Genomic DNA, 25841 nt, shown 5'->3' with positions numbered 1-25841 from the left:
TCAGGACACGGGCTGGAGAGCCGCCGTGAGGGGTGGTGCTCCGGCGGCGAAGTCGGCGGCGGGCTCGATCAGCCGGGCTGGCAACGGGTCCGCCAGCAGGTGCCGGACCAGACCGTCCCTGCCCCCGGCCGCAGGACGGGTCAGCTCGTCTTGGCAGGCGACCAGGATGATGTTCCCCCGGCGCCGCCCCTTGAGCATCTGCGGGTCGGCGATCACCCCGACGGTGGCGAAGCACTGTCGCAGGGTGGACACCTCACGCCGGGCCAAGGTCAGATCCGGTCCCCCGCCGAAGTTGACCAGGTACAGCCCGCCCGGACCCACCGTGCGCGCGGCAGCCTCGGCCGACTCCAGACCGGTGAGGTGGGGCGGGGTGATCTGATCGCTCGGGCCGGTGCCGGCGAACACGTCCCGGATGATGACGTCACGGCTGTCCGGGTGGGCTCCGGCCAGCGTGGCACCGGCCTCCTCCACCCGGATCCGCAGGGCCGGGGCGCGCGGCAGCCCGAAACGGTCCCGCGCCGCCAACGCCAGACCGGCGTCCAGCTCCACCGCGGTCTGACGGGATTGGGGGAACCAGGCGTGCGTCCACCGGGCCAGGGTGCAGCCGGCACCGCCCAGGTGCAGCACGCGCAGCGCCGTGTCCGAGGTCCAGCGGTGCATCATCACCGCGGCGGCCCAGCGCATGTACTCGAACCCCATCTCCAGGGGCTGGTCCGGGTTCAGCTGAGAGGACTCCACGCCGTTGACCTTCAGCAGCCAGGCGCCGTCCGTCCAGGGGTCGGGCAGGATCTCGGCGGTCCCGGTGTCGATGGGGAACGCCCCGGGCTCGATCTCCGCCGCCTCCACCCCACCGCGTCCTCGACCACGGCCCGGACGCTCGGCGGAACCGGACCTCTTGCCTCCGCCCCGTCCTCGTCCGCTCACGCGCTCGAGCCCATGCCGGCAGCGCGCCGCACCATCAACTGCTCCTGGAGGCCCTCCCAGGGGCCGTCCATGGCCACGGAGGCGCCGTCGTCGTGAAATCCGTGCCGGCGGTAGAAGGACTGGGCGCGGGGATTCTCCGCCAGGACCCAGAGGAAGGCCGGGGCCTCACCCAGGGCGCGGTCCAGCAGGGCGTCGGCCACCCCGGTGCCCTGCGCCGAGGCGAGCACGTAGAGGGCGGTGAGCTCGAGGTCGGGCAGGTCGGTCCGCCCGTGCATCCGCTCCGGACGAGCCGGCGCGGCACAGGCCATGCCCACGCAGGTCCCGCGCTCGTCCTCGGCCATCCAGACGGTGGTCCCCCGGTCCACGATCCCGCGCCAGTGTTCGATCTGCCGGTCCAGGGTGGCCTCGGCACGCTGGAAGAACTGCTCATCCCGCAGGTGTCCGTAGGCCTCCCGCCAGGCGGCGGCCTTCATGGTCAGGACGGCAGGGAGGTCGGCCTGGGCGGCGTCGCGAACGTAGTAGCTGTGCTCCGTGCGGGCGGAGCGGATCACAGATCCTCCAGTGCGGCCTCCAGGCGCTGCACCTTCCCATCGATCTCACCCGTGTGCCCCGGGCGGATGTCCGCCTTGAGCACCAGGGAGATGCGCGAACCGAACGGGGAGACCGCGTCCACGGCTGCCTTCACCACGGCCATCACCTCGTCCCACTCCCCCTCAATCTCGGTGAACATCGAGGAAGTGCGGTTGGGCAGGCCCGAGTCCCGGACCACCTTCACCGCGGCGGCCACCGCCTCATGCACCGAGCCATCGGCCTCGGCGCCGGCGGTGGTGTTCCCGACGACGGCCCCTTCCGGATGGTTCGACAGGCTGGGCTGGCCAGAGGGAGCGACAGAGAATGCGACGATCATGTCCTCCAGTCTGCCCCACGTCCCAGAACGCGAACAGGCCCCCGAACCTCCCGGGTGGAGGGCTCGAGGGCCTGTGTCAGCTGTGCAGGACGCTGCTGACGTCTGCCCGGAGTGCCGGCTGGATCAGCCGCCGAACAGCGGGGTCAGAGCCTTGATCAGCTCGCTGCCGCCCAGCACGATGAAGATCAGCGCGGTGAGGCCCAGCAGCACGTTGTGGTACCACTTGTTGCGGAACTTCTCCGGGACCAGCTTCTTCTGGTTGTTCAGGAACAGCAGAGTGATCGCCAGGAACGGCATGAACAGCGCGCCGAGCGTGCCGTAGAGCAGGATCAGGAAGATCGGGCGGTCCAGGAACAGCAGGGACATCGGCAGGATGGTCAGCCAGATCAGGTAGAAGCGTGCGGGCTTAGAGGCCAGCGACGGGGCATCGTCCTGGTCCAGCTCGTCGGCCGGACGGCGGAAGTTCGTCCAGAAGTCGGCGAACATCAGGGACACGCCGTGCCACACGCCCAGCAGCGAGGAGAAGGACGCGGCGAAGAAGCCGACCAGGAAGACCACAGACCAGGCCTCGCCATAGCGCTCGGCCAGCACGTTGCCCACATCCAGCAGGCCGCGGTCGCCCGCGGAGATGGCGATGTCAGCCGAGTGCAGCAGCTCCACGCCCATGATCATGGTGGCGATCACGAAGATGCCGGTGAGGATGTAGCTGACCGAGTTGTCGAAGCGCATCACGCGCATCCACTTGGGGGTGTTCCACCCCTTCTCACGCAGCCAGTAGCCGTACGCGGCCAGGGTGATGGTGCCGCCGACGCCGCCGGCCAGGCCCAGGACGTAGAACATGGCGCCGTCCTCGGTGGGCAGGCGCGGGACCAGTCCGGTGAGGATCTCGCCGATGTTCGGAGTGGTCATGGCTGCGGAGAGCAGCACGGTGACGAACATGATGCCGATCAGCACCGTCATCAGGGTCTCGACCAGGCGGTACTTGTTGAGCCACACCAGGCCCATGCCGATCAGACCGGCCGCGATGGCGAAGATCTTGGAGTCCACGCCCGGGAACAGGGCCGCCAGCGGCAACGCCGTGGAGCTCATGGCGGTGGCGCCGTACACGAAGCCCCAGACGATGATGTAGATGCCGAAGTACCAGCTGGTCCACTGGCCCAGCGTGCGCCAGCCCTGGAAGATCGTCTTGCCGGTGGAGAGGTAGTACCGTCCGGTGCCCTCCACGAGCACGATCTTCAGGATGACGCCCAGGACCACGGCCCACATCAGCATGTAGCCGTAGCGGGAGCCGGCGGTCAGGGTGGCCACCAGGTCAGCGGCGCCCACGCCCGTGGCGGCGGCGACGATGCCCGGGCCCAGCGAGTTCCACTTGGGCTTGACCGGAGTCTCATTGATCTCGGCCTGGGTGAACCCGACGATGTCCGGATTGTGGACCGGATGTCCTCTGCCAGCATGCGCGTGCTGTGACATGGTTCTCCATTCCCCTCTGTGCGGATCGGCCGACGCCCCACGGTGTCGGCTGGAGATGGTGCGATGGAAGCGGTGATGCAGATCCCCATGAGCTGTGTCCGGCATCACCAGTGTGATGAACGAACTGTAGCGCATGGAGGGTATACGAACCATCTGTATCCCGCTCCCTATAGTGGAGGCAGGTCCGACTGACACTCGTCAGACGCGGACGACTCGACCCCCGAGGAGAGGCGCACCATGCCCCAGGGCATCTTCGTCACCACCACCACGAGCGGCGCCGGGAAGTCCCTGGTCAGCCTCGGCCTGGCCGACTCGCTGTACAAGCGGTCCGGCTCCATCGGCTACTTCCGGCCCATCGTCCCCGGGGACGATCCGGACGCCGACCCGATGGTCCAGCTGATGCGTGAGCAGTTCGGCCTGAGCGCTGAACGGTCCCGGGGTGGGCTCACCGCCGCCGAGGCGCGCGCGCTGATCGCCGAGGGCCACGGCGACCAGGTGCAGGAACGCTGCGTGGCCCTGTTCGACGCGATCGCCCAGGAGTGCGGGATCGTGGTGGTCGAGGGCACCGACCTGGCCGCCGCCGACCCCGCCGTGGAGCTGGAGCTCAATGCCGATCTGGCCCGGAACCTCGGCACGCCCGTCATCGGGGTGGTCGCCGGGACCGGACTGTCCGCATCCCAGGCCGCAGACGCCGTGGACCTGGCCCGCCGTTCCCTGGACGAGGCCGGCGTGGACCTGCTGGCCATGATGGTCAACCGGGCCGACCCCACTCAGCTGGACGAGATCCACGACGCCATTCGGCCCGGCCGCCATTCCTGGCCGGTCTACGTCCTGCCGGAGCTGCCCGAACTGGCTCTGCCCTCCGTCTCGGAGATCGCCCACGCTCTGGATCTGTCCCAGGTGGCCGGGCAGGAGAACCTGGACCGGGACGTCTCCGAGGTCAAGGCGGTGTCCATGGAGGGCGGGAACTTCCTGGAGATCCTGCGCGAGGCCGCCCTGGTGATCGTCTCCGGTGACCGTTCCGACGCCGTGCTGGCCACCGTGGCCTCGGCCCTGACCCCGGACTTCCCGGTGCCGGCCGGCATGATCCTGACCAACGGGATCCTGCCCAATCACAGCGTCCAGCGGCTCTACCGGGACGCTGCGTTCCCGATCTTCGTCACCATGGCGGACACCTTCACCACTGCCCGGGACGTCTCCACCGTGCGCAGCGAGCTCTCCAGTGCCCAGCCCCGCAAGACCGCTGCCGCCCTGGGCGCCTGGCATCAGCGGGTGGACGGGGACGAGCTGCTCCAGCGGATCGAGATCCCACGCACCTCCCGGATCACCCCGCTGCGCTTCCTGCACGATCTGATCGAACGGGCCCAGTCCGACCGCCAGCGGATCGTGCTGCCCGAAGGTGAGGATCCGCGCATCCTCCGGGCCGCGGAGATCCTGCGTCGTCGTGATGTCTGTGACCTGGTGGTGCTGGGACCGGAGGCCGCCCTGAAGGAGCTGGCCGCGCGTGAGGGCGTGGACCTGACCGGACTGGAGCTGGTGGACCCGGCCACCTCCCCGGACCGCGAGCGCTATGCAGAGGAGTATGCGAAGCTGCGCGCCCACAAGGGAGTGGATCTGGAGCGCGCCCGCGAGGTGATGCTCGAGGGCGCGTACTTCGGGACCATGATGGTCCAGCTGGGCGATGTGGATGGCATGGTCTCCGGCGCCGCGCACACCACCGCGAACACCATTCGCCCGGCCCTGGAGTTCGTCAAGACCCGCCCTGGCGTCTCGATCGTCTCCTCCGTGTTCTTCATGCTGCTGCCGGACCGCGCCCTGGTCTACGGCGACTGTGCGGTGAACCCGGATCCGAACGCGGAGCAGCTGGCGGACATCGCCTACGCCTCCTCGGTCACCGCTGAGCAGTTCGGCGTGGATCCGCGCGTGGCCATGCTCTCCTACTCCACGGGCGGCTCCGGTTCGGGCGAGGCCGTGGACAAGGTCCGCCAGGCCACCGAGCTGGTCCGCGGCGCGCATCCGGAGCTGAAGGTGGACGGACCGCTGCAGTATGACGCCGCGGTGAACCAGTCCGTGGCGGCCTCGAAGATGCCGGACTCGGAGGTCGCTGGGCAGGCCACGGTGTTCATCTTCCCGGACTTGAACACGGGCAACAACACCTACAAGGCCGTGCAGCAGTCGGCCGGGGCAGTGGCCGTGGGACCGGTGCTGCAGGGTCTGAACAAGCCGGTGAACGACCTCTCCCGCGGCTGCACCGTGGAGGACATCGTGAACACGGTGGCCATCACCGCCATCCAGGCACAGTCCCAGTAGTCCCAGCAGTCGCAGCAGCCCCACTCAGCCTGACGGAACGGACCACCATGCTCATCCTGATCATCAACTCCGGCTCCTCCTCCCTGAAGTACCAGGTGCGGGAGATCCACGACGACGGCTCCGAGCCTGACCAGCCCATCCTCACCAAGGGATTGGTGGAGAGGATCGGCGTGCCTGGTTCGGGGATCCCGGATCACGCCGCGGCACTGGAGCAGGTGGACGCCCACCTGGAGGAGGTGCTGGCGGGACGGACGATCGACGCGGCCGGACACCGGGTGGTGCACGGCGGCGAGCGGTTCAGCGCACCGGCCCTGGTGACCATGGAGGTCATCCGGGCGATCGAACGGCTGGCCCCCTTGGCCCCGCTGCACAACCCCGCGGCGGCACAGGGGCTGCGCGCCATCACGGCACGGTGGCGGGAGATGCCGCAGGTGGTCGTCTTCGACACCTCCTTCCACCAGAGCATGCCGGAGGAGGCCTGGCGGTACGCCCTGCCGGACGCGCTGTACACCGAGCACGGCATCCGCCGGTACGGCTTCCACGGCACCAGCCATGACCTGGTGACCGGGGTGGCCGCCCAGACCCTGGGGATCGAGCGCGATCAGTTCCGTGCGGTGGTCCTGCACCTGGGCAACGGCGCCTCAGCCACCGCCATCCGGGACGGGAAGTCGGTGGACACCTCCATGGGCTATACCCCGCTGGCCGGACTGGTGATGGGCACCCGGTCCGGGGACGTGGACCCCTCGGTGATCACCCAGCTGATCTCGCGCGGGATCTACACCGCGGAGCAGATGGACCACCTGCTGAACAAGGAGTCGGGCCTGCTGGGGCTGTCCGGCAACGCGGATATGCGTGAGGTCGTGGAGGCGGCTGAGGCCGGGGACACCGCAGCGCGGACCGCACTGGAGGTGGCCTCCTACCGTCTGGCCAAGTACGTCGGTGGATACCACGTGGCCGTGGACGGTGCGCAGGCGATCGTGTTCACCGCCGGCATCGGGGAGAACTCGGCCCCGTTCCGGGCTGCGGTGCTGGACCGACTGGGCGCGCTGGGCGTGCAGTACAGCGCGGAGCTGAACGAGCAGCGCTCCGGGGAGCCGCGCGTGATCTCCACACCGGACTCGGCCATCCCGGTCCTGGTGGTTCCCACGGACGAGGAGCAGGCGATCGGCGCCCTCACCCTCCAGGTGGCCCAGCAGCACGGGAGGCTCTGAGCCGAGGGGTCCGTTCCTTCCCCGCCGCACGCCCGAATGTTACCGTTCCGTAACCATCCGCCGCCGGACGAGAGGGACACCATGCCCACCGCACTCCAGAAGACCTATGCCGCTCTGCAGGGCCGCCCACTCGGCAAGCAGCTGTTCAGCGCCGCGCTGTGCCTGAAGGCACCGTACTTCCGGACCATCCTTCCCCGAGTGATCTCCCTGGAGCCCGGTCGCGGGGAGGCACGGATGCCCGACTGGTGGGGTGTGCGCAACCACCTCGGCACCGTCCACGCCATCGCCTGCTGCAACCTGGCGGAGCTGGTGGCTGGATCCACGGCGGACATGTCCATGCCGGCCAGCCACCGCTGGATCCCCAAGGGCATGACGGTGGAGTACCGGAAGAAGGCCCAGGGCACCCTGACCGCGGTGGCCACCGTGGAGGACCTGAGCATGCTCACAGCAGATCAGTCCCGTGACGTGGTGGTCCCGGTGGACGTCACCGACCCGTCCGGCACCGTGGTGGTCCATGCCGAGATCACCATGTGGGTCTCCCCCCGCTGAGCCTCAGGCCACCTCGGCGTCGGCGTCGATCTCCAGCTCGTTGCCCGGGATCGAGGCCAGCAGCTTCCGTGTGTACGGGTGCCGCGGGTTGGTGAAGATCTCCTCCGAGGTCGCGGCCTCCACCAGCTCGCCGTCCTTCATCACGCAGACGTAGTCGGAGATCAGCCGCACCACGGCGAGGTCGTGGGAGATGAACAGGTAGCTCAGCCCCAGTTCCTGCTGCAGGTCCTTGAGCAGGTCCAGGATCTGGGCCTGCACCAGCACGTCCAGCGCGGACACCGGCTCGTCGCACACGATCAGGTCCGGGTTCAGCGCCAGGGCTCGGGCGATCGCGATGCGCTGCCGCTGACCACCGGAGAGCTCGGCCGGATACCGCCGGAACATGTGCGCCGGCAGGGCCACCTGGTCCATCAGCTTCAGCACGCGCTCGCGCCGCTCCCGGGCGTTGCCCCGCTTGTACGCGACCAGCGGCTCCTCGATGATCCGCCCCACCGTGAACATGGGGTTCAGCGAGGAGTACGGGTCCTGGAACACCGCCTGCACGCGCTGCCGGAAGTCCTTCAGGTCCGCCTTGTTCAGGTTCAGCACGTCCTTGCCCTCGAACGTGATGGACCCCGAGGTCGGCTCGATCAGCTTCAGGAGCATCCGCGCCGTGGTGGTCTTGCCGGAGCCCGACTCGCCCACGATCGACACCGTGGAGCCCCGCGGGATCTCCAGCGTCACATCCCGGGTGGCGTAGAAGTCGGCCTGGCCCCTCTTGGGGTACACCTTCGTCAGGTCGGTGATGGTCACCAGGGGCTCCGCGGTGCGCTTCGGCGCCCCCTCCACAGCAGTTCCCGACGACGGCCGGTCACCGTCCGCGGTCGGCTCACCTGCCGCGTGGCTGCCGGAGGTGCCACTGGGTGCCGCGAACGCGTCCGGTGCCAGCCGCACGGCCGCCACGGACGGTGCCGCACGGACCAGGGACTGGGTGTACGGGTGCTGGGGGTCGTTGAGCAGCTGTTCGGCCGGACCGGTCTCCACCACCAGACCACGGTGCATGACCACCAGGTTCTGGGCACGTTCGGCGGCCAGGCCGAGGTCGTGGGTGATGAGCAGGACGGCGGTCCCCAGCTCCTGGGTCATCTCCCCGATCTGATCGAGGATGACCTGCTGGACGGTGACGTCCAGGGCGGAGGTGGGCTCATCGGCGATCAGCAGCTGGGGCCGGCAGGCCAGGGCGATCGCGATCAGAGCACGCTGACGCAGACCGCCGGAGAGCTCGTGCGGATACTGCTTGGCGCGGCGGGCGGCCTCCGGGATGCCGGCCTGCTCCATCACCGCCACCACCTTCTGGTCCACATCCTTCTTGGTGGCCTGACGGTGGGTGAGGAGGGTCTCGGCGATCTGCGTGCCGATCTTGGAGACCGGGTTCAGGTTGGACATGGGGTCCTGCGGGACCAGCCCGATCTGCTCACCGCGGATCCGGCGCAGCTTGGACTCCGGCATGCCGACCAGCTCCTGGCCGTCGAACCGGATGGAGCCTCCGGTGACCTTGCCGTTGCCCGGCAGCAGGCCGATGGCGGCCATGGCCGTGGTGGACTTGCCCGAACCGGACTCGCCCACGATCGCCAGCGTCCTGCCGGCGGCCAGCTCCATGGAGGCGTTGTCCACGGCCTGCACGCTGCCGTGCATGGTGGAGAAGGCGACCTGCAGGTCGGTGATGTTCAACAGCGGCTCGCCCTGGACGGGCTCGGTCGACATCTCGGTCATCTCAGACTTCTCAGAGTTCTCAGTCTGCTCAGGGTGCTGGTTCATCACCGTCTCCTCGACTTCGGGTCCAGGGCCTCACGCAGGGACTCACCCAGCAGGGTGAAGCCCAGGGCGGTCACCGCGATGCAGATGCCCGGCAGGAAGGCCAGCCACGGGGCGATGCCCAGCTCGGCCTGGGCGTAGGTGAGCATGCGTCCCCACTCGGCGGTCTCCGGGCGTCCGCCGCCCAGACCCAGGAAGGACAGGGCCGCTGCGTCGATCACCGCGGTGGCCAGGGTCAGCGTGGCCTGGACGATCACCGGTCCCACCGAGTTCGGCAGCACGTGGCTCATGGTGATGGTGCTGCGGCTCAGACCCAGCGTCTGGGCGGCCAGGACGTAGTCCGACCCCTTCTGCGTGAGCATGGAGGACCGCAGCAGACGCGCGAAGATCGGCACCTGGGAGACACCGATGGCGATCATCACCGCGTACTGTCCCTGGCCCAGCACGGCGGCGATGGACACGGCCAGCAGCAGGTTCGGCACGGAGAGCAGGATGTCCACGATCCGCATGACCACGCCGTCCACCCAGCCGCCGAACGTGCCGGCCAGCAGGCCCAGGAGCATGCCGCCCGCCAGGCCCATGGCCGTGGAGACGATGCCGATGGTCAGCGAGGCCTGGGCTCCCCAGATCAGTTTGGAGAGCACGTCACCGCCGAAGCGGTCCAGGCCCAACGGGTAGGCGCCGATCTCGCCCGGTCCCGGGATATTGCCCGGGGTGATCTCCCGTGCACCGGGAACGGACTCGCCGGGATACGGGGCGAGGACAGGAGCCAGGATCGCGACCAGGAAGAACAGCACCACGATGATCGCACCGGCGATCGCCGCGGGATTGCGCTTGAGCCGCTGGAAGGCGTCCTTCCAGACGGAGGTGCCCTTGGTGTCCATGCCCGGCTCGGACGTGGACTGGGTCTGCCCGGCGGCCACGGGGGCGCCGTCGGCCTCCACGGGCGCGCCCACCGGGGCAGCGCCCGGGGTCATCTCGGCGGAGGGTCCGCCGCCTGGTGTGGGAGGAGGATTCATGCTCATGAGACACGCACCCGGGGGTCGATCAGGCCGTAGGAGACGTCCACGACCAGGTTGATGAGTGAGTAGATCAGCGCGATGAAGATGATGAACCCCTGCAGGACCGGGAAGTCCAGATTGAAGATGGCGTCCCACAGGAAGCTGCCGATCCCGTTGAAGGCGAACACCGTCTCGGTGAGCACCGCGCCGGAGATCAGCAGGCCCAGCTGCAGGCCCAGGGTGGTGATGACCGGGAGCATCGCGTTGCGCATGACGAACCGGTTGCGGATCAGGTTCGGGGCCAGGCCCTTGGCCTTGGCGGTGCGCACGTAGTCCGCGTTCTGCACCTCCAGCACGGAGGCGCGGGTGATGCGGGCGATGATCGCCAGCGGGATGGTGCCCAGGGCGATGCCCGGCAGCACCAGGTGGGTGAAGGCGTCGAAGGCGGCGTCGAACTCACCGGTGATCAGCCCGTCCCATACGAAGAAGTTCGTGTAGTGCGTGGCGTCGATGCGCGGGTTCTGCCGGCCGTCCGGGGGCAGCCAGCCCAGCTGCACGGCGAACACCCACTTGAGGATGAAGGCCAGGAAGAACACCGGGACCACCACGCCCATCAGGGAGAGCAGCACGGCCAGCTGGTCCTGCCACCTGCCCACGTGGCGGGCGGCCCAGTAGCCCAGCGGGATGCCGAGCGCCACCGCGAAGACGATCGCGAAGGCGGAGAGCTCCAGGGTGGCCGGGAACCGAGCGGCGAACTCCTCCAGCACGGGGCGGTTGGTCAGCAGGCTGCTGCCGAAGTCGCCGGAGAGGATCCGGCCCATGTACTGGAAGTACTGCTCCACCAGGGGCTTGTCGAACCCATAGGCCGCGTTGACGCGAGCCACGGCCTCTGGGGTCGCCTTGTCCCCCAGCAGCGCGGTGGCCGGGCCGCCGGGCAGGGAGCGGACCCAGAGGAAGAGCAGGACGGAGAGTCCGAAGAGGGTGGGGATCAGCAGCAGCAGGCGCTTGCCGATGAGTCGAAGCACGAGGCTTCCCTTCAGGTGCGGGAGACGTGGATCAGGTGAGGATCACGACGACGGCGCGGGGCCGTCGTCGTGATCCTCACTCAGGTGCCCCACGGGTGAGGCGAGGTGATGCGTGAGGTGCCAGACCCTCAGATCACTCCGAGAGCTTGATCTGGTTGAAGACCTCGTCGTTGACCGGGCTGGCCGGGTAGGACTCCACGCGCTCGGCGAAGGCCAGCGACGGAGCCGGGTGGGCCAGCGGGACAGCCGGTGCCAGCTCGGAGACCTGCTTGTTGATCTCCTCGTACATCGGCGTCTGCTCCTCCAGGTTCGGCACCTGGCGAGCCTCGTTCAGGGCCTCGAAGAGGTCCGGATCGTTGAAGCCGAACTCGGGCTTCTCGCCGCCGAAGAACACACCCACGAAGTTGTCGGTGTCGTTGTAGTCGCCGGTCCAGCCCAGCAGGTGGATGCCGTGGTTGGCCGAGCCCTGGACGCGGTCCAGGTAGTCCGGGGACCACTTCTCCGGCTTGGCGTTGACCTTGATGCCGACCTCGGCCAGCTGGCCGGACAGGTTCGAGAAGACCTGCTCAGGGGTGGGCATGTACGGACGGGAGACGCCGGTGGGGTAGTTGAAGTCCACGGTGAAGCCGTCCTCGTAGCCGGCCTCGGCCAGCAGCTGCTTGGCCTTCTCCGGGTCGTACTCGTACTTCTCCACGTCCTCGGTGTAGCCGTTGACCATGTCCGGGATGAAGGTCACGGCCTTCTTGGTGCCCTCGGGCAGGGTCTGGCGGATCAGCGCGTCCTTGTCGATCGCGTAGGAGATCGCCTGGCGCACCTTGAGGTCCTTGAGCTCCTCGACCTCCTGGTTCATGCCCAGGTAGAGGATGGTGAAGGGCTCGCGGTTGACGATGTTGTAGCCGGCGTCGGCCAGGGAGCCCACATCGGCCGGGGAGACCAGGTCGTAGCCGTCGATCTGGCCGGCCTCCAGGGACTGGCGGCGAGCCACCGGGTCATCGATCACGCGGAAGGTGATGTTGGTGACCTGGCCCTTCTCGCCCCAGTAGTCATCGAAGCTGGAGAGCTTGATGTCCTGGCCCACGGCCCACGAGTCGAACTTGTAGGGGCCGGTGCCGGTGGGGTGCGCGCGGGCGTACTCGGTCAGCTCCGGAGCCTCGGCGGTGCCGCTGGCCTCGTCCGCGCCGTGCTCCTCCATGGCGGCGGGGGACTGCATGGCGAAGGCCGGCAGGGACAGGGAGGCGATGAACCCGGCGAAGGGCTGGTTCAGGGTGACGGTGGCGGTGCCCTCGTCCGTGGCCTCGCAGGACTTGTAGACGGCGGTGTCCGGGGAGTCGGAGAAGCCGCGGAAGAGCTTGCCGTAGTAGTAGGCCTGGGTCTCGGACTGCTGGATGCCCTCAAAGTTGTACCAGCGGTCGAAGTTGGCGCAGACGGCTTCGGCGTTGAAGTCGGTGCCGTCGTGGAACTTCACGCCCTCCTTGAGCGTGAACTCATGGGTCAGGCCGTCCTCACTGGACTCCCAGGACTCGGCGAGCAGCGGTGCGGGGTCCGCCGTGCCGGGCTCGACGCCGACCAGGCCCTCGAAGATCTGGCGGGAGACGCGGAAGGACTCGCCGTCAGAGGCGAAGGCGGGATCCAGGCTCTTGGGATCGGAGGAGGCGGCGAAGATGAAGTTGCCGTCCACGGACGACTCGGAGCCGGAGCCCCCGTTGTCACCCGAGTCATCGCGCTGGCTCTGGGCGCAGCTGGAGAGCAGCAGCGCGGCGGCTGCGGCGGCGGCGGTCACAGCGGACAGGCGCCGGCGGCGTGGAGTAAAGGACATGGTCCCTCCCATGTAGGTGGCGAGTGGACACTGTGACGTATGGAACACCACGGTGCTTGATGGTGAGCATACTCACTCCTCCGGACACCGGATACACGCCACACGCCGTCAGCGCCAGGTGTGCAGGAGTGTTTTCAGACCTGAAACATCCCGGTGAACTGGTCGGAGAAGTGGCTCAACGCCGTGCTCGATCCGTCACCTGCGCCAGCACCTGACCCGGCCGGTTGGTGGTGATCTCCTGGACTCCCAGTCCGGCCAGCAGCTCCACGTCCTCGGGGTGATCCGCGGTCCAGACGCGCAGTCGGCGTCCGGCGGCCAACCAGGCCTTCACATCGGCCAGGTGGCTGCGCACGTACTCCACGCCGGGGCCGGCCATCCCGGCCCGTCCGTCCCAGATGATCCGCTCGGAGTCCGCCGCGGCCTGCCGCAGGGTCGCCCGCACCGCGGCCCTGCTCAACGGGCTCCAGGCCAGGCGGGAGGGGATCGGGTCCGCCGGCACCAGGTCCACGAGTGCGCACAGCATCTCGGTGCTCACCGTGGGGCTGAGGTACTGCAGCGATCCCGCGTAGAAGCTCATGAAGGAGATCTGGACCTGCCCGATCCGGGAGGTCTCCGGATCCCAGCCCGCCCCGATCAGCCAGCTCAGGGCCCGCTCCTCGAGCTCATGGCCGTAGGGACTGGGGTGCTTGAACTCCACGGCCAGCCGGACGGGCCGATCGGCGGCGACGAGCAGATCCACCAGCTCGGGCAGGGTGAGCAGCTGGTCCTCGGCTCGGCCGAACTCGGTCGGCAGCTCGGCGGGATGCCAGGAGCGCACGTCCAGTCGGCTCAGCTGGGCCAGCGTGTGGTCGGCCACCCGCCCGCTGCCGTCGGAGGTGCGGTCCACGGTGGAGTCGTGCCAGAGGACGAGCTGGCGGTCCTTGGTCAGGTGCACATCGCACTCCACACCGTCGGCCCCTTCGGCCAGAGCATGCAGATAGGCGGCACGGGTGTGCTCGGCGTAGGCGGCCGAGGACCCCCGGTGGGCGATCACCAGAGGTCGGGCCGGCAGGGCCTCCTCCGCAGCGGTGACACCGGTCAGCTGGGTCGAGGACGTGCGGGGGGACAGGGTCCGGATCGACTGCACACCCCAGAGAGTATTCCTGGCGGGAGGACGCCGACACGGACCGTGGGCATCCGACTGGTTAACTGGTGATGACACCTCGACTGCACGGCCCGGAAGGTCTCATGCACCCCACACCCGAACGCGGCGCCCCCGACCTGCGGCTGCAGCCCGGCGGCCCCACCGAGGCCGAGCGGGCAGCGGCCCTGCGCCGGATGAAGACGGTGGCCACGGGACTGCTCGTGGTCATGGCGGTCATCTTCACCATCGCCTTCCTGCTGCAGGACCAGTACCCGTGGCTCTCCTACGTGCGAGCCGCCGCAGAGGGAGGAATGGTCGGCGCCCTGGCGGACTGGTTCGCCGTCACCGCGATCTTCCGGCACCCCCTCGGCCTGAAGATCCCCCACACCGCGCTGATCCCCCGCAAGAAGGACATGATCGGCGAGACCCTCGGGGACTTCGTCCACCAGAACTTCATGGAGGGCGAGGTGGTGGAGGAGAAGCTCGGTCAGCTGGCCCTCTCCGAACGCACCGGGGCGTGGCTGCGTCAGCGTCCGCACGCCGAACGGGTGGCCGGAGAGGTCTCCACGGCGGCTGAGGGGCTGCTCAGCGCCACCGACGACGGTGCCGTCCGGGACCTGATCGCCTCCCTGGTCCAACGGCACATGGTGGAGCCGGAGTGGTCCCCCACCCTGGCCACCGTGCTGGAGAACGTGGTCACCCAGCGCCATCACGACCGCGTGGTCGACCTGCTGGTCTCACACACCGGGGACTGGGTGGCCGCCCACCCGGACTTCTTCGTCTCCACGGTGCGCTCCCGCTCCCCGGGCTGGGTGCCGGAGGCCCTGGACCACCTGCTGGCCGAACGGATCCACGCCGAGCTGCTCAAGTACCTGGCCGCCGTGCGCGCAGACCCGGACCACGAGCTGCGCCGGTCCATCGACCAATGGCTGCAGGACCTGGTCCGGGACATGCGCTCGGATGCGGACACCCGCGCCAAGGTGGAGTCACTCAAGACCAGCCTGTTCAACGATCCGCGCATGCAGGAGTGGGCGGGCAAGGCCTGGGCCAATGCCAAGGCGACGCTGCTGGCCCAGCTGAAGGAGCCGACGTCGGACCTGCATCTGGCCCTGGTCTCCGCGCTGCAGGACCTGGGCGCGCGGCTGCAGGAGGACCCGGAGCTCTCTGCCCGGGTGGATGGCTGGGCCGGCACCGCGGCCAACCATGTGCTGCGCCAGTACGGACCGCAGATCGTGGGCGTGATCGGCGAGACCATCCAGCGGTGGGACGGCCAGAAGGCCTCGCGCACGATCGAGCTCTACATGGGCCGGGACCTGCAGTTCATCCGGATCAACGGGTCCATTGTCGGAGCGCTGGCAGGGCTGGCCATCCACACGGTGGCCAGCCTCCTGCTCAGCTGATCAGGCCTCGCCGCGCTCGGACCGGTGCCGCTCGCGGGCCGCACGGACCTCGGCGGCCATGTCCTCGGCGTCGTCCTTCACGCCCTGGCGGACCAGCTGGCGGGCCTCCTTGCGGGCCTCCTTGCCCTCGGGCAGCTCCGTGAGCTCGCCGCGCAGCTCCTCGGGCAGTTGGACCGGAGCGGGGCCGAACAGGTGCTGAGCGGACTTGACCACGGCCTTGCCCATGGCCCGGTTGCCCACGCCGCCGATCACGGCGCCCACGCCGAACGGGATGAGGCGTCCCAGGAACCCGGCGCCCTGGCGGACCAGGATCTTGCGGAAGAAGCTGCGGCGCAGCTGCTGGAAGAGCACCTCGGAGACGCCGGCCGAGCCGGTGAACACAGCGGCGGCACCGGCGGCCGGGCCGGGACCGGTGAGGCTGTTGAGCCCACCGCGGCCCTGGTTGGCGAACTCCTTGATCATCTTGCGGCCATCCTCGCCGAGCATGACGGCCATGACCAGCGCCTGGGAGCGCTCCGGGTCATCGGTGGCGATGCCGTGCAGCTCGGCGATCGACTGGGCGTACAGCGCGCTGGCCTCCAGGAAGCCGACCGTCGCGGCGGCGGAGAGGCCCAGAGCGGCCACGGTGCCGATCCCGGGGACCACGGCGGTGCCGCCCACAGCCGCCCCACCGCCGGTCACGCTGAGCAGGTACTGCTTGGTGAGCCGATCGGACAGCTGCGCGGGGGTCTCATCCGGGTGCTTCGTGCGCAGCCGGTTCAGGTTCATCAGCACCAGGGGCCGCTGGATGTCCAGGGCCTTGAGCACGGCCGTCTGGAAGGCCGGCGTGGGGTTGCCGTCCTCGTCGATCGCCTGGTTGAGGGCGAAGTCGGTGGCTTTCTGGCCCGCGACGCTCTTCAGGGACATCTTGCTGTTCTTGGCCATGCTGCTCCTCCTGTGTGCGGCGCGGACCGGTCCAGCCCGTCCACCGCTCCGGGACAACGGGGTGTAGGTCTCCATGAAACACCACGGCTCCGGGCCTCGACCATGGGAATCGGCGCTGTCCCGCTCTCAGCGGAACGCGTCCGGCCAGGAATGTAAGCTGGGCCACATCGGCCGCACCCCCGGTCGGAACCTCGAACGAAGGGCCTTCTCATGCGTCTTGGAACCTCTGTCGTCCTGATCGCCTTGGGCGCCATCCTCTCCTTCGCCGTCAACGACGCCGTCCCCGGCGTGGACCTGACCATCGTGGGCTACATCCTGATGGGCGCCGGCGCGTTGCTCCTGCTGCTCTCCCTGGTCCAGATGGGGGCGAACTCCTCACGCGGCCGCGTCACCGAGTCCCGGTCGGTGCGGGATCCCGGAACCGGCGAGTCCGTCACCCGCAACGAGACCCGGGACCTCTGAGCGGCCTCGCCCTGCTCGGACAGCCTTCCCGACGACGGCCCCGCACCTCCCACAGGGAGGTTCCGGTCAGTGCGCGGCGGCCAGGGTGTGCTGGAGGAAGATCCGCACGTCGCGGGCCTCCTCGGCGCTGATCCCGTGTCCCATGCCCTCGTACCGCCGTGCAGTGAGCAGGGTGTGGCGGTCCAGCCAGTCCGCGGTATAGGCCACGGCGTCCGGGTGGATGACGAGGTCCTGTGGGTCCCGGCCCCAGAAGAACGGGCGCGGCCCCGGCCCCTCGGCCGGCGAGTCCAGGGTCTCGAGCAGCTGGTTGGAGAGCACGAACCCGCTCAGCCCCACCACGCAGGTGAACGCCTCCGGACGCAGCCGCATCACGGTGGAGGCCATGGCCATGCCCTGGGAGTGGCCGAGCACCGAGACCGAGCGGAACCGGTGGCCCTTGACCTCCTCGGCCTCGAGCAGGTCGTAGATCCGGTGGGCTGCGGCGATCACCTCGGCGAAGTCGTTGGTGAGGAAGTAGTCCAGCAGGAACCATCCCCAGGCGCCCGGGTCGGGCCCGCCGGGGCCGGATCCGTCCCCCACGGGGCCGTCCGTCACCGGAGCGGCCGCCGCGTCGATCTCGAACCCGCCGCGCACCGCCAGTCCGGTCACGCCCTCCGGGAGCATGCTGAAGTAGCCCTGGGCGGCCCGCAGCTCGTTGGAGCCGTAGCCGTGGATGACCACCACCAGATCAGTGCCGTCCCGCTCCCCTGCGGGGCGGTTCCAGATCACGTGGTGTCCGGAGTCGAGCTGGGTGCGCGTCCAGGGGGCAGAGCCGGTGCCAGGCGAAGTGGTCATGACAGGATCCTAGGGTGAGCACCGCCGAACGGTTCCAGGGCTACCTCACCGCCCTGCACGAGCTGCCTCCCGCCGAGCGCAGCGGCCCCGTCGCGCTGCTGGACCTGGACCTGTTCCTGGCCAACGCCGCCGACCTCACCCGCCGCGCCGCCAGCACACCCATCCGCGTGGCCTCCAAGTCCCTGCGCATCCGCCGGGCCGTGACCACTGCGCTGGAGCAGCCCGGATTCCGCGGAGTGCTCTGCTACACCCTCCCCGAGGCTCTGTGGCTGGCCGAGTGCGGACTGACGGACCTCGTGGTGGCCTACCCCACCGCCGACCGCGCCGCCCTCGCTGGCTGGGCCGCCTCCGAGCGCGCCCGTGAGGTCATCACCGTCATGGTGGACAGCACTGAGCATCTGGACCTCATCCAGTCCAGCACTGCACCGACACAGACCTTCCCGACGACGGCCCCGTTGCGTGTGGCGATCGACGTGGACGCCGCGTGGCGTCCGGTCCGAGGCGTGCACATCGGGGCGCTGCGCTCCCCAGTGCGCACGCCCGAGCAGGCGAAGGAGCTGGCCGAACAGATCCTGCACCGCGAGGGACTGTCCCTGGTGGGACTGATGGCGTACGAGGGCCAGGTGGCCGGGGTGCCGGACGCCGGGCGACTGCGCGGCACCCTGGTGCGCGGGATGAAGCGGTTCTCCCGCACCGAGCTGGCCGAACGGCGAGCGCAGGTGGTCCACGCGGTGCGCGAGGCTGCCCACACTGCAGGCACGGACCTGGAGTTCGTCAACGGTGGAGGCACGGGGTCCCTGGAGTCCACGTGCGCCGAAGAGTGCGTGACCGAGGTGGCCGCCGGGTCCGGGCTGATGGGACCGGCGAGCTTCGACCGCTTCGTGGGGTTCCGCCCCGCCCCGGCGTCCTACCTGCTCACGGACGTGGTGCGCCGTCCCGGCCCGCGCACGGTGACCGTGCTGGGCGGCGGCTGGGTGGCCTCCGGGGTCCCCGGCAAGGACCGGTTGCCCACGATCGCCTGGCCGGAGGGGCTGTCCTACTCCAGCGCGGAGGGCGCCGGCGAGGTCCAGACCCCGCTGACCGGCACTGCCGCCGCGGGTCTGCAGCTCGGTGACACCGTGTTCCTGCGCCACGCCAAGGCCGGCGAGCCCGCCGAGCATGTCCAGCGCACCCTCGTCTACTCCCGGGGTCGGATCACCGATGTCTGGCCCACCTACCGCGGTGAAGGGCAGGCGTTCCTGTGAAGCTCATCCACCATTCTCCGCAGGTCCAGCAGAACCGCCAGCACCCTCAGAGCGGGTACCCCCAGCACACCCGCAGCACCTGGGCCGGCACCGCTGCCTGGACGCCCGCCGAGTGTGCGGCTCCCCGCACCGAACAGGAGCTGGCCAACCTGGTCCGCCAGACCGCCGAGTGCGGCGGCACCCTGCGCCCGATCGGCTCCGGCCACTCCTTCTCCCCCGTCGCCGCCACGGACGGACTCCAGCTCTCCCTGGAGCACGTCACCGGGCTGGTGTCCGTGGACCCAGCCACCCACCGTGCCGTCTTCCGCGCTGGGACGCCCCTGGCCGTCGTCGGGAAGGAACTGGCCCGGCAGGGCCTGGCCCTGCAGAACATGGGGGACATCGACCGGCAGACCCTGGCCGGGGCGATCTCCACGGGGACCCATGGGACCGGGCTGGGGCTGACCGGGCTCAGCGGGACCGTGGTGTCCCTGCGGCTGGTGCTGGCCGACGGCTCCACCGTGACCGTCAGCGCGGAGTCCGATCCGGAGCTGTTCCACGCCGCGCGGGTGGGCCTGGGCGCGTTCGGGGTGCTCACCGAGGTGGAGATCCAGTGCGTCCCGGCCTACCGCCTGCGGTGCGAGGAGCGGCTGGAGCCCCTGGAGTCCGTGGTGGAGTCGTTCCTGGAGCGCTCGGCCGCGCAGGATCACCTGGAGTTCTTCTGGTTCCCGTACACACGCCAAGCGCTCGTCAAGACCCTCACGCACCTGCCTGCGGATGCTCCCGTGCACCGTCCGAGTCCTGTCCGCCGGTTCGTGAGCGAGGAGGTCCTGGGCAACACCGCCTACGCCGCGATGTGCCGTGCGGGCCGGGCCGTCCCCGCACTGCAGCCCGCGCTGAACCGGCTCGCCGCGTGGGGCATGCCCGGGCCGGCGGTCACGGACGACTGGCACCGCGTCTACGTCTCCTCCCGCCGCGTGCGTTTCCGCGAGATGGAGTATGCCCTGCCCCTGGAGTCGTTCGCCCCGGCGATGTCCGGCCTGCAGCGGATCCTGGCAGACGCGCGCGCCTCCGGTCATCTGGTCGGCTTCCCCGTGGAGGTCAGGACTGCGGCCCCCGACGACGTCTGGCTGAGCACCGCCTACGGCTCACCTCGCGTGTACCTCGCGGTGCATGAGTTCTTCACCCACGAGCATCAGCCGTACTTCGAGCCGGTGGAACGGCTGTTCGGCGAGCTCGGCGGGCGGCCGCACTGGGGGAAGATGCACACACTCAGGGCGGCGGAGCTGGCGGAGCGTCACCCGCGATTCACCGATGCCCTGCGTGTGCGGGACCGGGTGGACCCGGACGGAGTGTTCGGCAGCTCCCACCTGCGGCGGCTGCTGGGGCGCTAGAGCCCTGCGGGACTGGACCGCAGCGGGACCCCTCAGAGGTCCGGGGTGATGTCCACCCAGACCAGACGGTGGTCGGTGGCAGCGGAGTGCCCCGGCTGCCCGGCCGCCGGCCAGAACACGCCGGAGTTCGAGGCGGTCAGGGTGCTGGAGGGCAGCACATAGTCCAGCCGCGCCGTGGTCGGCTCGCCCTGGGCGTCCTGCACCACCGCGGTGTCCTCCGGGGTCTGCGAGAGCAGCGCTCCGTTCGAGGTGGGATGGGTGTCCTGCACGTGAGACAGGTCCGTCAGATGGCCGATGGTGGCGGGGTCTGCACCCGTGTCCGTTGCCGGGTCGGCCCCGAGCGATCCGAGCACCACGAAGTCGCTGGAGGCCTCCAGACCTCCTGCGCGGCCGTCGTCGTCCACGGGATAGCCGGCCCCGGCGATGTAGTCCGCCCAGAAGCGCACCTCATCATGGTTGCGCTCCGCACCGGCCGGGGCCGTCTGCGGGTCGGCCGGAGCAGAGGCGAGCAGATGGACGGTGCGGCCGCCCACGCTCACCGGGACGTCCCAGTGCGAGGAGCTGGAGAGTCGCAGGACGGAGGCCTCCAGCTCGGTGAACTGCTCGGTGGGCAGGGCCGAGCCGGGCATGTCCTGCCACTTGAAGTCCTGGAAGGTCCGGGCCTGATCGGTCTCCAACGGCACCCGGGAGAGGATCATCATGCCGGCCTGTCCGGGGAACTCGCCGTAGCCGAAGGAGTCGCCCGGCCCGCCGATCATGCCGTCGTCGTCCAGATCCGCACCGGTGTCCACTCCGGCGTTCACCGGGGCCACATAGACGTGGGGGTAGTCGATGCCAGCGGTGTGCGCGGAGCCAGTGGAGAGGTAGTTGGTCTGCAGGGCCGCCGCCACCTGCAGGCCCTCGTCCACATCGATCCCGGAGAGCAGGAGCACGTCCGGCCGCACCTGCTGCACGGCCTCAGCCACCTGCTGGGCCTGCTCGGACCCGGGCTCCGAGAGCTCCTCGAGCAGCTCGCCGGGCTCTGCGCGGGTCAGTCCAGCCTGGAAGGAGCCCACCCGCAGATCGCCCTCAGCCCGCTCGGGCACCTGACCGGTCAAGGTGATCTGGAAGGCGGCATGGTGGCGCGGGTCAGCGGGGATCACGCCCGGACTGAACCGCGCGGGGCCGGCGGCCGCGGAGTTCTCCTGGTCCGAGCTGGGCTCCGGGGCGCCGGTCAGGACTGCATGGGCCGGAACGGCCAGTCCGCATCCGAGCGCACCGATCAGCACTGCCGTGGCGGCAGTGGGCATCAGGGCTCCGGGGCGACGGTCGGACAGCGAACGGCGGCGGAGAGCTCGGGGGAAAGCGCTCACGCACCCACCCTAAGACGGCTCCCGGATGGTGAGAAGTGCCCGTGATCATGTGTGAAGCCGTCGTTGCAGACCCTTCTGGCGGGGCCCTGCCGTCCAGGGACCGCCGGTCCCACGCGGGTGCTCGGGGCATCACCACACCTCGAGACGCCCCGCACCGGTCCGCCAGTCAACCCCAGACAGTTACCGAATCTTGACCTGCTCCCGAGGCGTCGAGACCGTTTCGTCACTTTCGAGACGCCAGCTCGGGCGGAGCACTCCCCACGCCAGTCCGCCACAGGCGAGGACCACGAGCAGGCCGGAGAGGTAGGTCGCCCACTGGGTGAAGTTGCTGCCCACGAACTCGACCAGGACGAACGCCAGCAGCACCGGTCCACCGCGGTGCCGTCAGGATCGGAGGCCATGGCTGGGCGGGACCATCCGCTTCTTTCGGCTTCCTGGTGGAGGCCGTCCTGCCCCTCGAGCCGTCCTGACCGTCTCGGTCCTGATCGTCCCCTGGTCCGCCCCGGAGCGGAATGACTGGTCGCACCGGGAGGCCGTGCGCATGTGGTGGGCCCTGCGGGGATCGAACCCGCGACCAGCGGATTAAAAGTCCGATGCTCTGCCAGCTGAGCTAAAGGCCCGGGAAGCGCAGGGACGGAGCCCGGCGATTCACCGTTCCATGGTAGTTCATCGCTCGGCCCCTGTTCCCTCGCCCGCGGTGCCAGCAAGAGGGCGGGCGGTATCGTCGCTGAGATGACGGCGCACCGCAATCACCACACCGACGGACAACGGCACCGCCGCCCGGTCGCGTTCGAACCACGCGCCTTCGAACCCTTCGAGGGCGGCCCGGATCCGGCCCGGGTCTCCGAGGCTGCTCATCTCTCCGCTCGGGCTCTGGTGCAGGGTGGACGGGATGCGGAGGACCCAGCGGTTCATGAGCGCCTGGTGCATCTGACCGAGCGAGAAGGGCTGGAGGCCGTGGCCGAGCTCTGGTCCCACTGCCCGGCGGTCTCCCTGCCCGGAGCACTCTGGCGCCTCTACGCCCTGCGCAGCGCCATCCTGGCCGATCCGCACCGCGCCGCGGTCCTGTTCCGTGACGGCCGGCACGCCGCGCCCGTGGCACGCCTCGTGGCCGGTGCCGCCGAGCCCCCGGGCGCCGACCAGATGGTCCAGATGGCCGACTCGGTGCTCTCCGGCGCCTTCCGCGGTGACTTCGACATGGCCCTGGAGCGGGCAGCTGCGTTCTGCCGGGTGATCAGCCTGGGGCAGTCCCACCACGCGGAGGCGCTGGAGGTCAGCCGACCCGAGCCCGCCGCCTCGATGCTGCAGCGGGCCCAACGGCTCCTGGGCACGGCCGAGGATCTGGAGCAGGCGGCAGCCGCCTGGCGAGGCGGGACCCTGGACTGATCCGGAGGAGCGTGCGCCTCCGGACAGCTGGTTTCGCCGAGAGCCGAGTCACCCCCCTCAACGGTGGACAGTGATGGTCTGGTGGCCCCACACTGGATGACGGTGCCGGGCCGCGGTAACCCCGGGCTCCAACATTCAGCCGCTGCGAGCGGCCTTCCGCCGAGAGGCGTTCCCGGTCCGGCACCGCCCCCACCTCACTCCCCGGGTATCCTGCCCGTGATGGACTACTCCCTTTCCCGCCTCCGCCGCGGACTGGCTCCGGACATGGCCAGTCTGGAGCACCTCGCCGCCCTCTCCGAGTCCCTCGGTGCCGCTGTGGACCGCGTGGCCCAGATGCTGGGCTCCACCACCGGCCAGTCCGCAGATCTCGAAGTCGCCCTGAACTCGATCGACGCCGACGCCACCTCGCGGCACATGGCCCTGATGACCAGCCTGCGCAGCGCCTTCATCTCGCCCCTGCCCCGGCAGGACCTCTACCAGTTCTCTGACCTGCTCAACCGCGCCGTGGAGCAGGTCTGCAACGCCGGTCTGCTGATCCGCGCCACCGAGCAGTTCCGCCTCCCGGCGCCCGCGATGGACCTGCTGGAGATCCTGGGGAGGCAGGCGGAGCTGTTCACCGCCGCCACCGGCCAGTTCCGCGATCTGGATGCCGTGGAGGAGACCTGGATCCAGATGCAGCGCGCCTGCAAACGCTCCGATCGCATCCTGACCACCTGGATCTCGGGCATGAGTGGGGATCTGCTGCAGCGCACCTACCACCAGCAGCGTGAGGTCGCTCACTCCTTGGAGAGCACCGTGGACACCCTGCGTGACCTGGTCAGCCACCTGGGACGCGTCCTGGTCCGGGAGTCCTGACCCCGTGGACCCGTTCGTGATGGTGATGCTGGTCATCACCGTGCTGCTGTTGACCACCCATGGTCTGGTGACCGGGATGCGTGACGCGCCCAACGCCGTGGCCCTGCCCGTGCGCACCCGCGCCCTGACCGCCCCGGCGGCCCTCTGGCTCGCTGCGGCCATGAACCTGCTCGGGGCGGTGCTGGCCGGCGGCATGGTCATGGTCGTCACCGAGGGCGTGCTGGACCTGATCCCTGAGTCCAGCACCGGCCTGATGCTGCTGGCCGTCGGACTGCTGGTCTCCACCGCCTGGGCCGTGGGCGCCTGGTGGAAGGGGATGCCCATCTCCTCCACCCACGCCTTGACCACGGCCTTGGGCGGTGCCGCACTGGCCCTGTGGATCACCGGTGACCTGGACCGGGTCGACCATCAGCTGTGGGACATGGTCCTGCTGATCGTCCTGGCGCTGCTGATCTCCCCCCTGGTGGCCTGGCTGCTGGCCTGGCTGATCGTCACCCCGTCCGTGTGGATCAGCCGCAATGCCGCGCCCGGGGCCGTCAACCACCGCGCACGGATGACCCTGGCCCTCTCCGGGGCGGCGAACGCCTTGGGCCACGGCGTCCAGATCGGGCAACGCCTGGGGCTGCTGACCAGCCTGGCCCTGGCCAGCGCAGGACTCTCAGCGTTCGAGGGCTGGTGGATCCCGGTGGCCTGCGGACTGGTCCTGGCCGGCGGCACCCTGATGGGCGGTTGGCGGATCGCCCACACGCTCACCGAACGGCTGGTGCAACTGGACCCGATGCGCTCAGCCGTCGCCTCCGGCGTGAGTGCCGGGCTGCTCTTCCTGGGCTCGTTCGCCCTGCACCTGCCCCTGTCCTCCACCCACACTGCAGTGGCCGCGATCGTCGGCGCCGGTCAGCGCCAGCCCTACACCGCGGTGCGCTGGCCGCAGGTGATCCGGGTGGTGCTCTATTCCCTGGCCACCGTGGTGGTCTGCTTCGTGGTCGCCCTGATCCTGGCGGCAGCGTTCAGCCCCCTGATCTGACCCAGCGGGCCAGCTCAGGGGGCTGAACGGAGAAGGTGAGGGGCGTCGTCGGGAATCAGCCGAAGCGGCCGGAGACGTAGTCCTCGGTCTGCTTGTTGGCGGGGTTGTTGAAGATGACGTTGGTGTCGTCGTACTCGATCAGCTTGCCGGGCTTGCCGGTGCCGGCGATGTTGAAGAACGCGGTCTTGTCCGCCACGCGAGCGGCCTGCTGCATGTTGTGCGTGACGATGACGACCGTGTACTCGTCCTTGAGCTCGTTGATCAGGTCCTCCACAGCCAGGGTGGAGATGGGGTCCAGTGCCGAGCAGGGCTCGTCCATCAGGATCACGTCCGGGGAGACGGCGATGGTGCGGGCGATGCACAGGCGCTGCTGCTGGCCGCCGGAGAGACCGGAGCCCGGCTTGTCCAGGCGGTCCTTGACCTCTTCCCACAGATTGGCTCCGCGCAGGGACTTCTCCACGATCGCGTCCGCGTCCCCCTTGGACATGCGGGTGCCGTTGAGCTTGTGACCGGCCAGGATGTTGTCCCGGATGGACATGGTGGGGAAGGGGTTGGGGCGCTGGAAGACCATGCCGATCATCGTGCGCACGCGGACCGGGTCCACGCCGGGGCCGTAGATGTCCTCGCCGTCCAGCAGCAGCTGGCCCTCGGCGCGGGCACCAGGCAGCACCTCGTGCATGCGGTTGATGGTGCGCAGGAAGGTGGTCTTGCCGCAGCCGGAGGGGCCGATGAAGGCGGTCACCGAGCGGGGCTCGATGCTGATGTTCACGCCCTCGACCGCGAGGAAGTTGCCGTAGTAGACGTTCAGGTCGATGGCGTCGATGCGCTTGGACATGAGGTGGTTCCTTGTCTGTCTG

At 69.5% G+C, this 25841-nt stretch carries 24 protein-coding genes and 1 tRNA gene; 10 read left to right on the top strand and 15 right to left on the bottom strand.

The annotated features are described in order from the left end of the window. From ACEXHE_RS10665 to ACEXHE_RS10650, 4 genes are all read right to left on the bottom strand, one after another. Window positions 1-924, bottom strand: coding sequence for a spermidine synthase (locus tag ACEXHE_RS10665; protein ID WP_374785775.1), 924 nt, complete (start codon window positions 922-924; stop codon window positions 1-3). Continuing rightward, window positions 921-1475, bottom strand: a complete 555-nt coding sequence (locus ACEXHE_RS10660) for a GNAT family N-acetyltransferase (RefSeq protein WP_245760779.1) — start codon at window positions 1473-1475, stop codon at window positions 921-923. Before ACEXHE_RS10660 ends, ACEXHE_RS10665 begins: the two co-directional genes overlap by 4 nt. After that, window positions 1472-1831 (bottom strand): thiamine-binding protein, encoded by a 360-nt coding sequence (locus ACEXHE_RS10655; RefSeq protein WP_277245959.1) that lies wholly within the window; start codon window positions 1829-1831, stop codon window positions 1472-1474. The genes ACEXHE_RS10660 and ACEXHE_RS10655 overlap by 4 nt, the downstream gene beginning before the upstream one ends. A gap of 123 nt (window positions 1832-1954) precedes the next feature. Next, complete coding sequence (locus ACEXHE_RS10650) at window positions 1955-3301, bottom strand: Nramp family divalent metal transporter (protein WP_374785774.1); 1347 nt, start codon at window positions 3299-3301, stop codon at window positions 1955-1957. A 237-nt stretch (window positions 3302-3538) separates the two neighbouring features. Here ACEXHE_RS10650 and pta point away from each other — a divergent pair, with 237 nt between their 5' ends. The 3 genes from pta (at window position 3539) to ACEXHE_RS10635 (ending at window position 7371) form a co-directional block, all read left to right on the top strand. Next, window positions 3539-5611 carry a phosphate acetyltransferase gene (pta, locus tag ACEXHE_RS10645; protein ID WP_260060660.1) on the top strand — a complete coding sequence of 691 codons (2073 nt, stop codon included), beginning with the start codon at window positions 3539-3541 and terminating at the stop codon, window positions 5609-5611. A gap of 47 nt (window positions 5612-5658) precedes the next feature. Further along, a complete protein-coding gene (locus ACEXHE_RS10640; protein WP_374785773.1) occupies window positions 5659-6822 on the top strand; it encodes an acetate/propionate family kinase in 1164 nt (387 codons plus the stop codon). Between the two features lie 81 nt (window positions 6823-6903). After that, window positions 6904-7371: a hotdog fold domain-containing protein gene (locus tag ACEXHE_RS10635; RefSeq protein WP_091698663.1), complete on the top strand. Its 468-nt coding sequence runs from the start codon at window positions 6904-6906 to the stop codon at window positions 7369-7371. 3 nt (window positions 7372-7374) lie between these two features. Here ACEXHE_RS10635 and ACEXHE_RS10630 read toward each other — a convergent pair whose 3' ends face one another. The 5 genes from ACEXHE_RS10630 to ACEXHE_RS10610 all read right to left on the bottom strand — a co-directional run bounded on the left by ACEXHE_RS10630 (window position 7375) and on the right by ACEXHE_RS10610 (window position 14058). Continuing rightward, a complete protein-coding gene (locus tag ACEXHE_RS10630; RefSeq protein ID WP_374785813.1) occupies window positions 7375-9123 on the bottom strand; it encodes an ABC transporter ATP-binding protein in 1749 nt (582 codons plus the stop codon). Window positions 9124-9167: 44 nt separating this feature from the next. Then, complete coding sequence (locus ACEXHE_RS10625) at window positions 9168-10190, bottom strand: ABC transporter permease (protein ID WP_374785772.1); 1023 nt, start codon at window positions 10188-10190, stop codon at window positions 9168-9170. Further along, entirely contained in the window at window positions 10187-11191 is a 1005-nt protein-coding gene (locus ACEXHE_RS10620; protein WP_091698669.1) for an ABC transporter permease, read from the bottom strand. The genes ACEXHE_RS10625 and ACEXHE_RS10620 overlap by 4 nt, the downstream gene beginning before the upstream one ends. Before the next feature lie 133 nt (window positions 11192-11324). After that, the gene (locus ACEXHE_RS10615) at window positions 11325-13007 is read right to left on the bottom strand and encodes an ABC transporter substrate-binding protein (protein WP_277245491.1); all 1683 of its coding nucleotides are present in this window, start codon (window positions 13005-13007) and stop codon (window positions 11325-11327) included. Between the two features lie 175 nt (window positions 13008-13182). After that, window positions 13183-14058: a glycerophosphodiester phosphodiesterase family protein gene (locus ACEXHE_RS10610; RefSeq protein ID WP_374785812.1), complete on the bottom strand. Its 876-nt coding sequence runs from the start codon at window positions 14056-14058 to the stop codon at window positions 13183-13185. A 176-nt stretch (window positions 14059-14234) separates the two neighbouring features. On the opposite strand from ACEXHE_RS10610, the gene ACEXHE_RS10605 reads away from it, so the two are divergent. Continuing rightward, window positions 14235-15530 carry a DUF445 domain-containing protein gene (locus tag ACEXHE_RS10605; protein ID WP_091698671.1) on the top strand — a complete coding sequence of 432 codons (1296 nt, stop codon included), beginning with the start codon at window positions 14235-14237 and terminating at the stop codon, window positions 15528-15530. On the opposite strand, the gene ACEXHE_RS10600 is transcribed toward ACEXHE_RS10605, so the two are convergent. Then, the gene (locus ACEXHE_RS10600; protein ID WP_374785771.1) at window positions 15531-16454 is read right to left on the bottom strand and encodes a hypothetical protein; all 924 of its coding nucleotides are present in this window, start codon (window positions 16452-16454) and stop codon (window positions 15531-15533) included. A 210-nt stretch (window positions 16455-16664) separates the two neighbouring features. On the opposite strand from ACEXHE_RS10600, the gene ACEXHE_RS10595 reads away from it, so the two are divergent. Further along, window positions 16665-16916 carry a DUF6458 family protein gene (locus ACEXHE_RS10595; RefSeq protein WP_091698673.1) on the top strand — a complete coding sequence of 84 codons (252 nt, stop codon included), beginning with the start codon at window positions 16665-16667 and terminating at the stop codon, window positions 16914-16916. Window positions 16917-16982: 66 nt separating this feature from the next. On the opposite strand, the gene ACEXHE_RS10590 is transcribed toward ACEXHE_RS10595, so the two are convergent. Then, entirely contained in the window at window positions 16983-17750 is a 768-nt protein-coding gene (locus tag ACEXHE_RS10590) for an alpha/beta hydrolase (protein WP_285179150.1), read from the bottom strand. Window positions 17751-17764: 14 nt separating this feature from the next. Here ACEXHE_RS10590 and ACEXHE_RS10585 point away from each other — a divergent pair, with 14 nt between their 5' ends. Beyond that, window positions 17765-18994: an alanine racemase gene (locus ACEXHE_RS10585; RefSeq protein WP_374785770.1), complete on the top strand. Its 1230-nt coding sequence runs from the start codon at window positions 17765-17767 to the stop codon at window positions 18992-18994. After that, window positions 18991-20367 (top strand): D-arabinono-1,4-lactone oxidase, encoded by a 1377-nt coding sequence (locus ACEXHE_RS10580; RefSeq protein WP_374785769.1) that lies wholly within the window; start codon window positions 18991-18993, stop codon window positions 20365-20367. Before ACEXHE_RS10585 ends, ACEXHE_RS10580 begins: the two co-directional genes overlap by 4 nt. Window positions 20368-20399: 32 nt before the next feature. On the opposite strand, the gene ACEXHE_RS10575 is transcribed toward ACEXHE_RS10580, so the two are convergent. The 3 genes from ACEXHE_RS10575 to ACEXHE_RS10565 all read right to left on the bottom strand — a co-directional run bounded on the left by ACEXHE_RS10575 (window position 20400) and on the right by ACEXHE_RS10565 (window position 22339). After that, window positions 20400-21719, bottom strand: coding sequence for an endonuclease/exonuclease/phosphatase family protein (locus ACEXHE_RS10575; protein WP_374785768.1), 1320 nt, complete (start codon window positions 21717-21719; stop codon window positions 20400-20402). Between the two features lie 180 nt (window positions 21720-21899). Next, on the bottom strand, window positions 21900-22085 hold the full coding sequence (locus ACEXHE_RS10570; protein ID WP_260060671.1) for a hypothetical protein: 186 nt from the start codon (window positions 22083-22085) through the stop codon (window positions 21900-21902). 178 nt (window positions 22086-22263) lie between these two features. Then, window positions 22264-22339 (bottom strand) — tRNA-Lys (locus ACEXHE_RS10565). 112 nt (window positions 22340-22451) lie between these two features. Between ACEXHE_RS10565 and ACEXHE_RS10560 the strand changes: the two genes are divergently transcribed. The 3 genes from ACEXHE_RS10560 (at window position 22452) to ACEXHE_RS10550 (ending at window position 24984) form a co-directional block, all read left to right on the top strand. Further along, window positions 22452-23105: a hypothetical protein gene (locus ACEXHE_RS10560; protein ID WP_374785767.1), complete on the top strand. Its 654-nt coding sequence runs from the start codon at window positions 22452-22454 to the stop codon at window positions 23103-23105. A gap of 219 nt (window positions 23106-23324) precedes the next feature. Next, window positions 23325-23960 (top strand): hypothetical protein, encoded by a 636-nt coding sequence (locus ACEXHE_RS10555; protein ID WP_374785766.1) that lies wholly within the window; start codon window positions 23325-23327, stop codon window positions 23958-23960. Next, window positions 23914-24984, top strand: coding sequence for an anion permease (locus ACEXHE_RS10550; RefSeq protein WP_374785765.1), 1071 nt, complete (start codon window positions 23914-23916; stop codon window positions 24982-24984). Before ACEXHE_RS10555 ends, ACEXHE_RS10550 begins: the two co-directional genes overlap by 47 nt. Before the next feature lie 55 nt (window positions 24985-25039). Here the strand turns inward: ACEXHE_RS10550 and pstB are convergent, their stop codons facing one another. After that, the gene (pstB, locus tag ACEXHE_RS10545; RefSeq protein ID WP_260060675.1) at window positions 25040-25819 is read right to left on the bottom strand and encodes a phosphate ABC transporter ATP-binding protein PstB; all 780 of its coding nucleotides are present in this window, start codon (window positions 25817-25819) and stop codon (window positions 25040-25042) included. Window positions 25820-25841 lie beyond the last annotated feature (22 nt).

The organism is Micrococcus sp. IITD107, from assembly GCF_041927415.1.
Lineage (GTDB): Bacteria > Actinomycetota > Actinomycetes > Actinomycetales > Micrococcaceae > Citricoccus > Citricoccus terreus.
This window is presented reverse-complemented; position numbering and strand designations above follow the sequence as displayed.

Excerpts from the sequence above, each read along its gene's own strand:
- ACEXHE_RS10655 (WP_277245959.1), bottom strand. The coding sequence starts at position 1,831 with ATGATCGTCGCATTCTCTGTCGCTCCCTCTGGCCAGCCCAGCCTGTCG.
- ACEXHE_RS10650 (WP_374785774.1), bottom strand. The coding sequence starts at position 3,301 with ATGTCACAGCACGCGCATGCTGGCAGAGGACATCCGGTCCACAATCCG.
- pta (WP_260060660.1), top strand. The coding sequence starts at position 3,539 with ATGCCCCAGGGCATCTTCGTCACCACCACCACGAGCGGCGCCGGGAAG.
- ACEXHE_RS10640 (WP_374785773.1), top strand. The coding sequence starts at position 5,659 with ATGCTCATCCTGATCATCAACTCCGGCTCCTCCTCCCTGAAGTACCAG.
- ACEXHE_RS10635 (WP_091698663.1), top strand. The coding sequence starts at position 6,904 with ATGCCCACCGCACTCCAGAAGACCTATGCCGCTCTGCAGGGCCGCCCA.
- ACEXHE_RS10630 (WP_374785813.1), bottom strand. The coding sequence starts at position 9,123 with ATGACCGAGATGTCGACCGAGCCCGTCCAGGGCGAGCCGCTGTTGAAC.
- ACEXHE_RS10625 (WP_374785772.1), bottom strand. The coding sequence starts at position 10,190 with ATGAGCATGAATCCTCCTCCCACACCAGGCGGCGGACCCTCCGCCGAG.
- ACEXHE_RS10615 (WP_277245491.1), bottom strand. The coding sequence starts at position 13,007 with ATGTCCTTTACTCCACGCCGCCGGCGCCTGTCCGCTGTGACCGCCGCC.
- ACEXHE_RS10605 (WP_091698671.1), top strand. The coding sequence starts at position 14,235 with ATGCACCCCACACCCGAACGCGGCGCCCCCGACCTGCGGCTGCAGCCC.
- ACEXHE_RS10600 (WP_374785771.1), bottom strand. The coding sequence starts at position 16,454 with ATGGCCAAGAACAGCAAGATGTCCCTGAAGAGCGTCGCGGGCCAGAAA.
- ACEXHE_RS10595 (WP_091698673.1), top strand. The coding sequence starts at position 16,665 with ATGCGTCTTGGAACCTCTGTCGTCCTGATCGCCTTGGGCGCCATCCTC.
- ACEXHE_RS10590 (WP_285179150.1), bottom strand. The coding sequence starts at position 17,750 with ATGACCACTTCGCCTGGCACCGGCTCTGCCCCCTGGACGCGCACCCAG.
- ACEXHE_RS10560 (WP_374785767.1), top strand. The coding sequence starts at position 22,452 with ATGACGGCGCACCGCAATCACCACACCGACGGACAACGGCACCGCCGC.
- ACEXHE_RS10555 (WP_374785766.1), top strand. The coding sequence starts at position 23,325 with ATGGACTACTCCCTTTCCCGCCTCCGCCGCGGACTGGCTCCGGACATG.
- pstB (WP_260060675.1), bottom strand. The coding sequence starts at position 25,819 with ATGTCCAAGCGCATCGACGCCATCGACCTGAACGTCTACTACGGCAAC.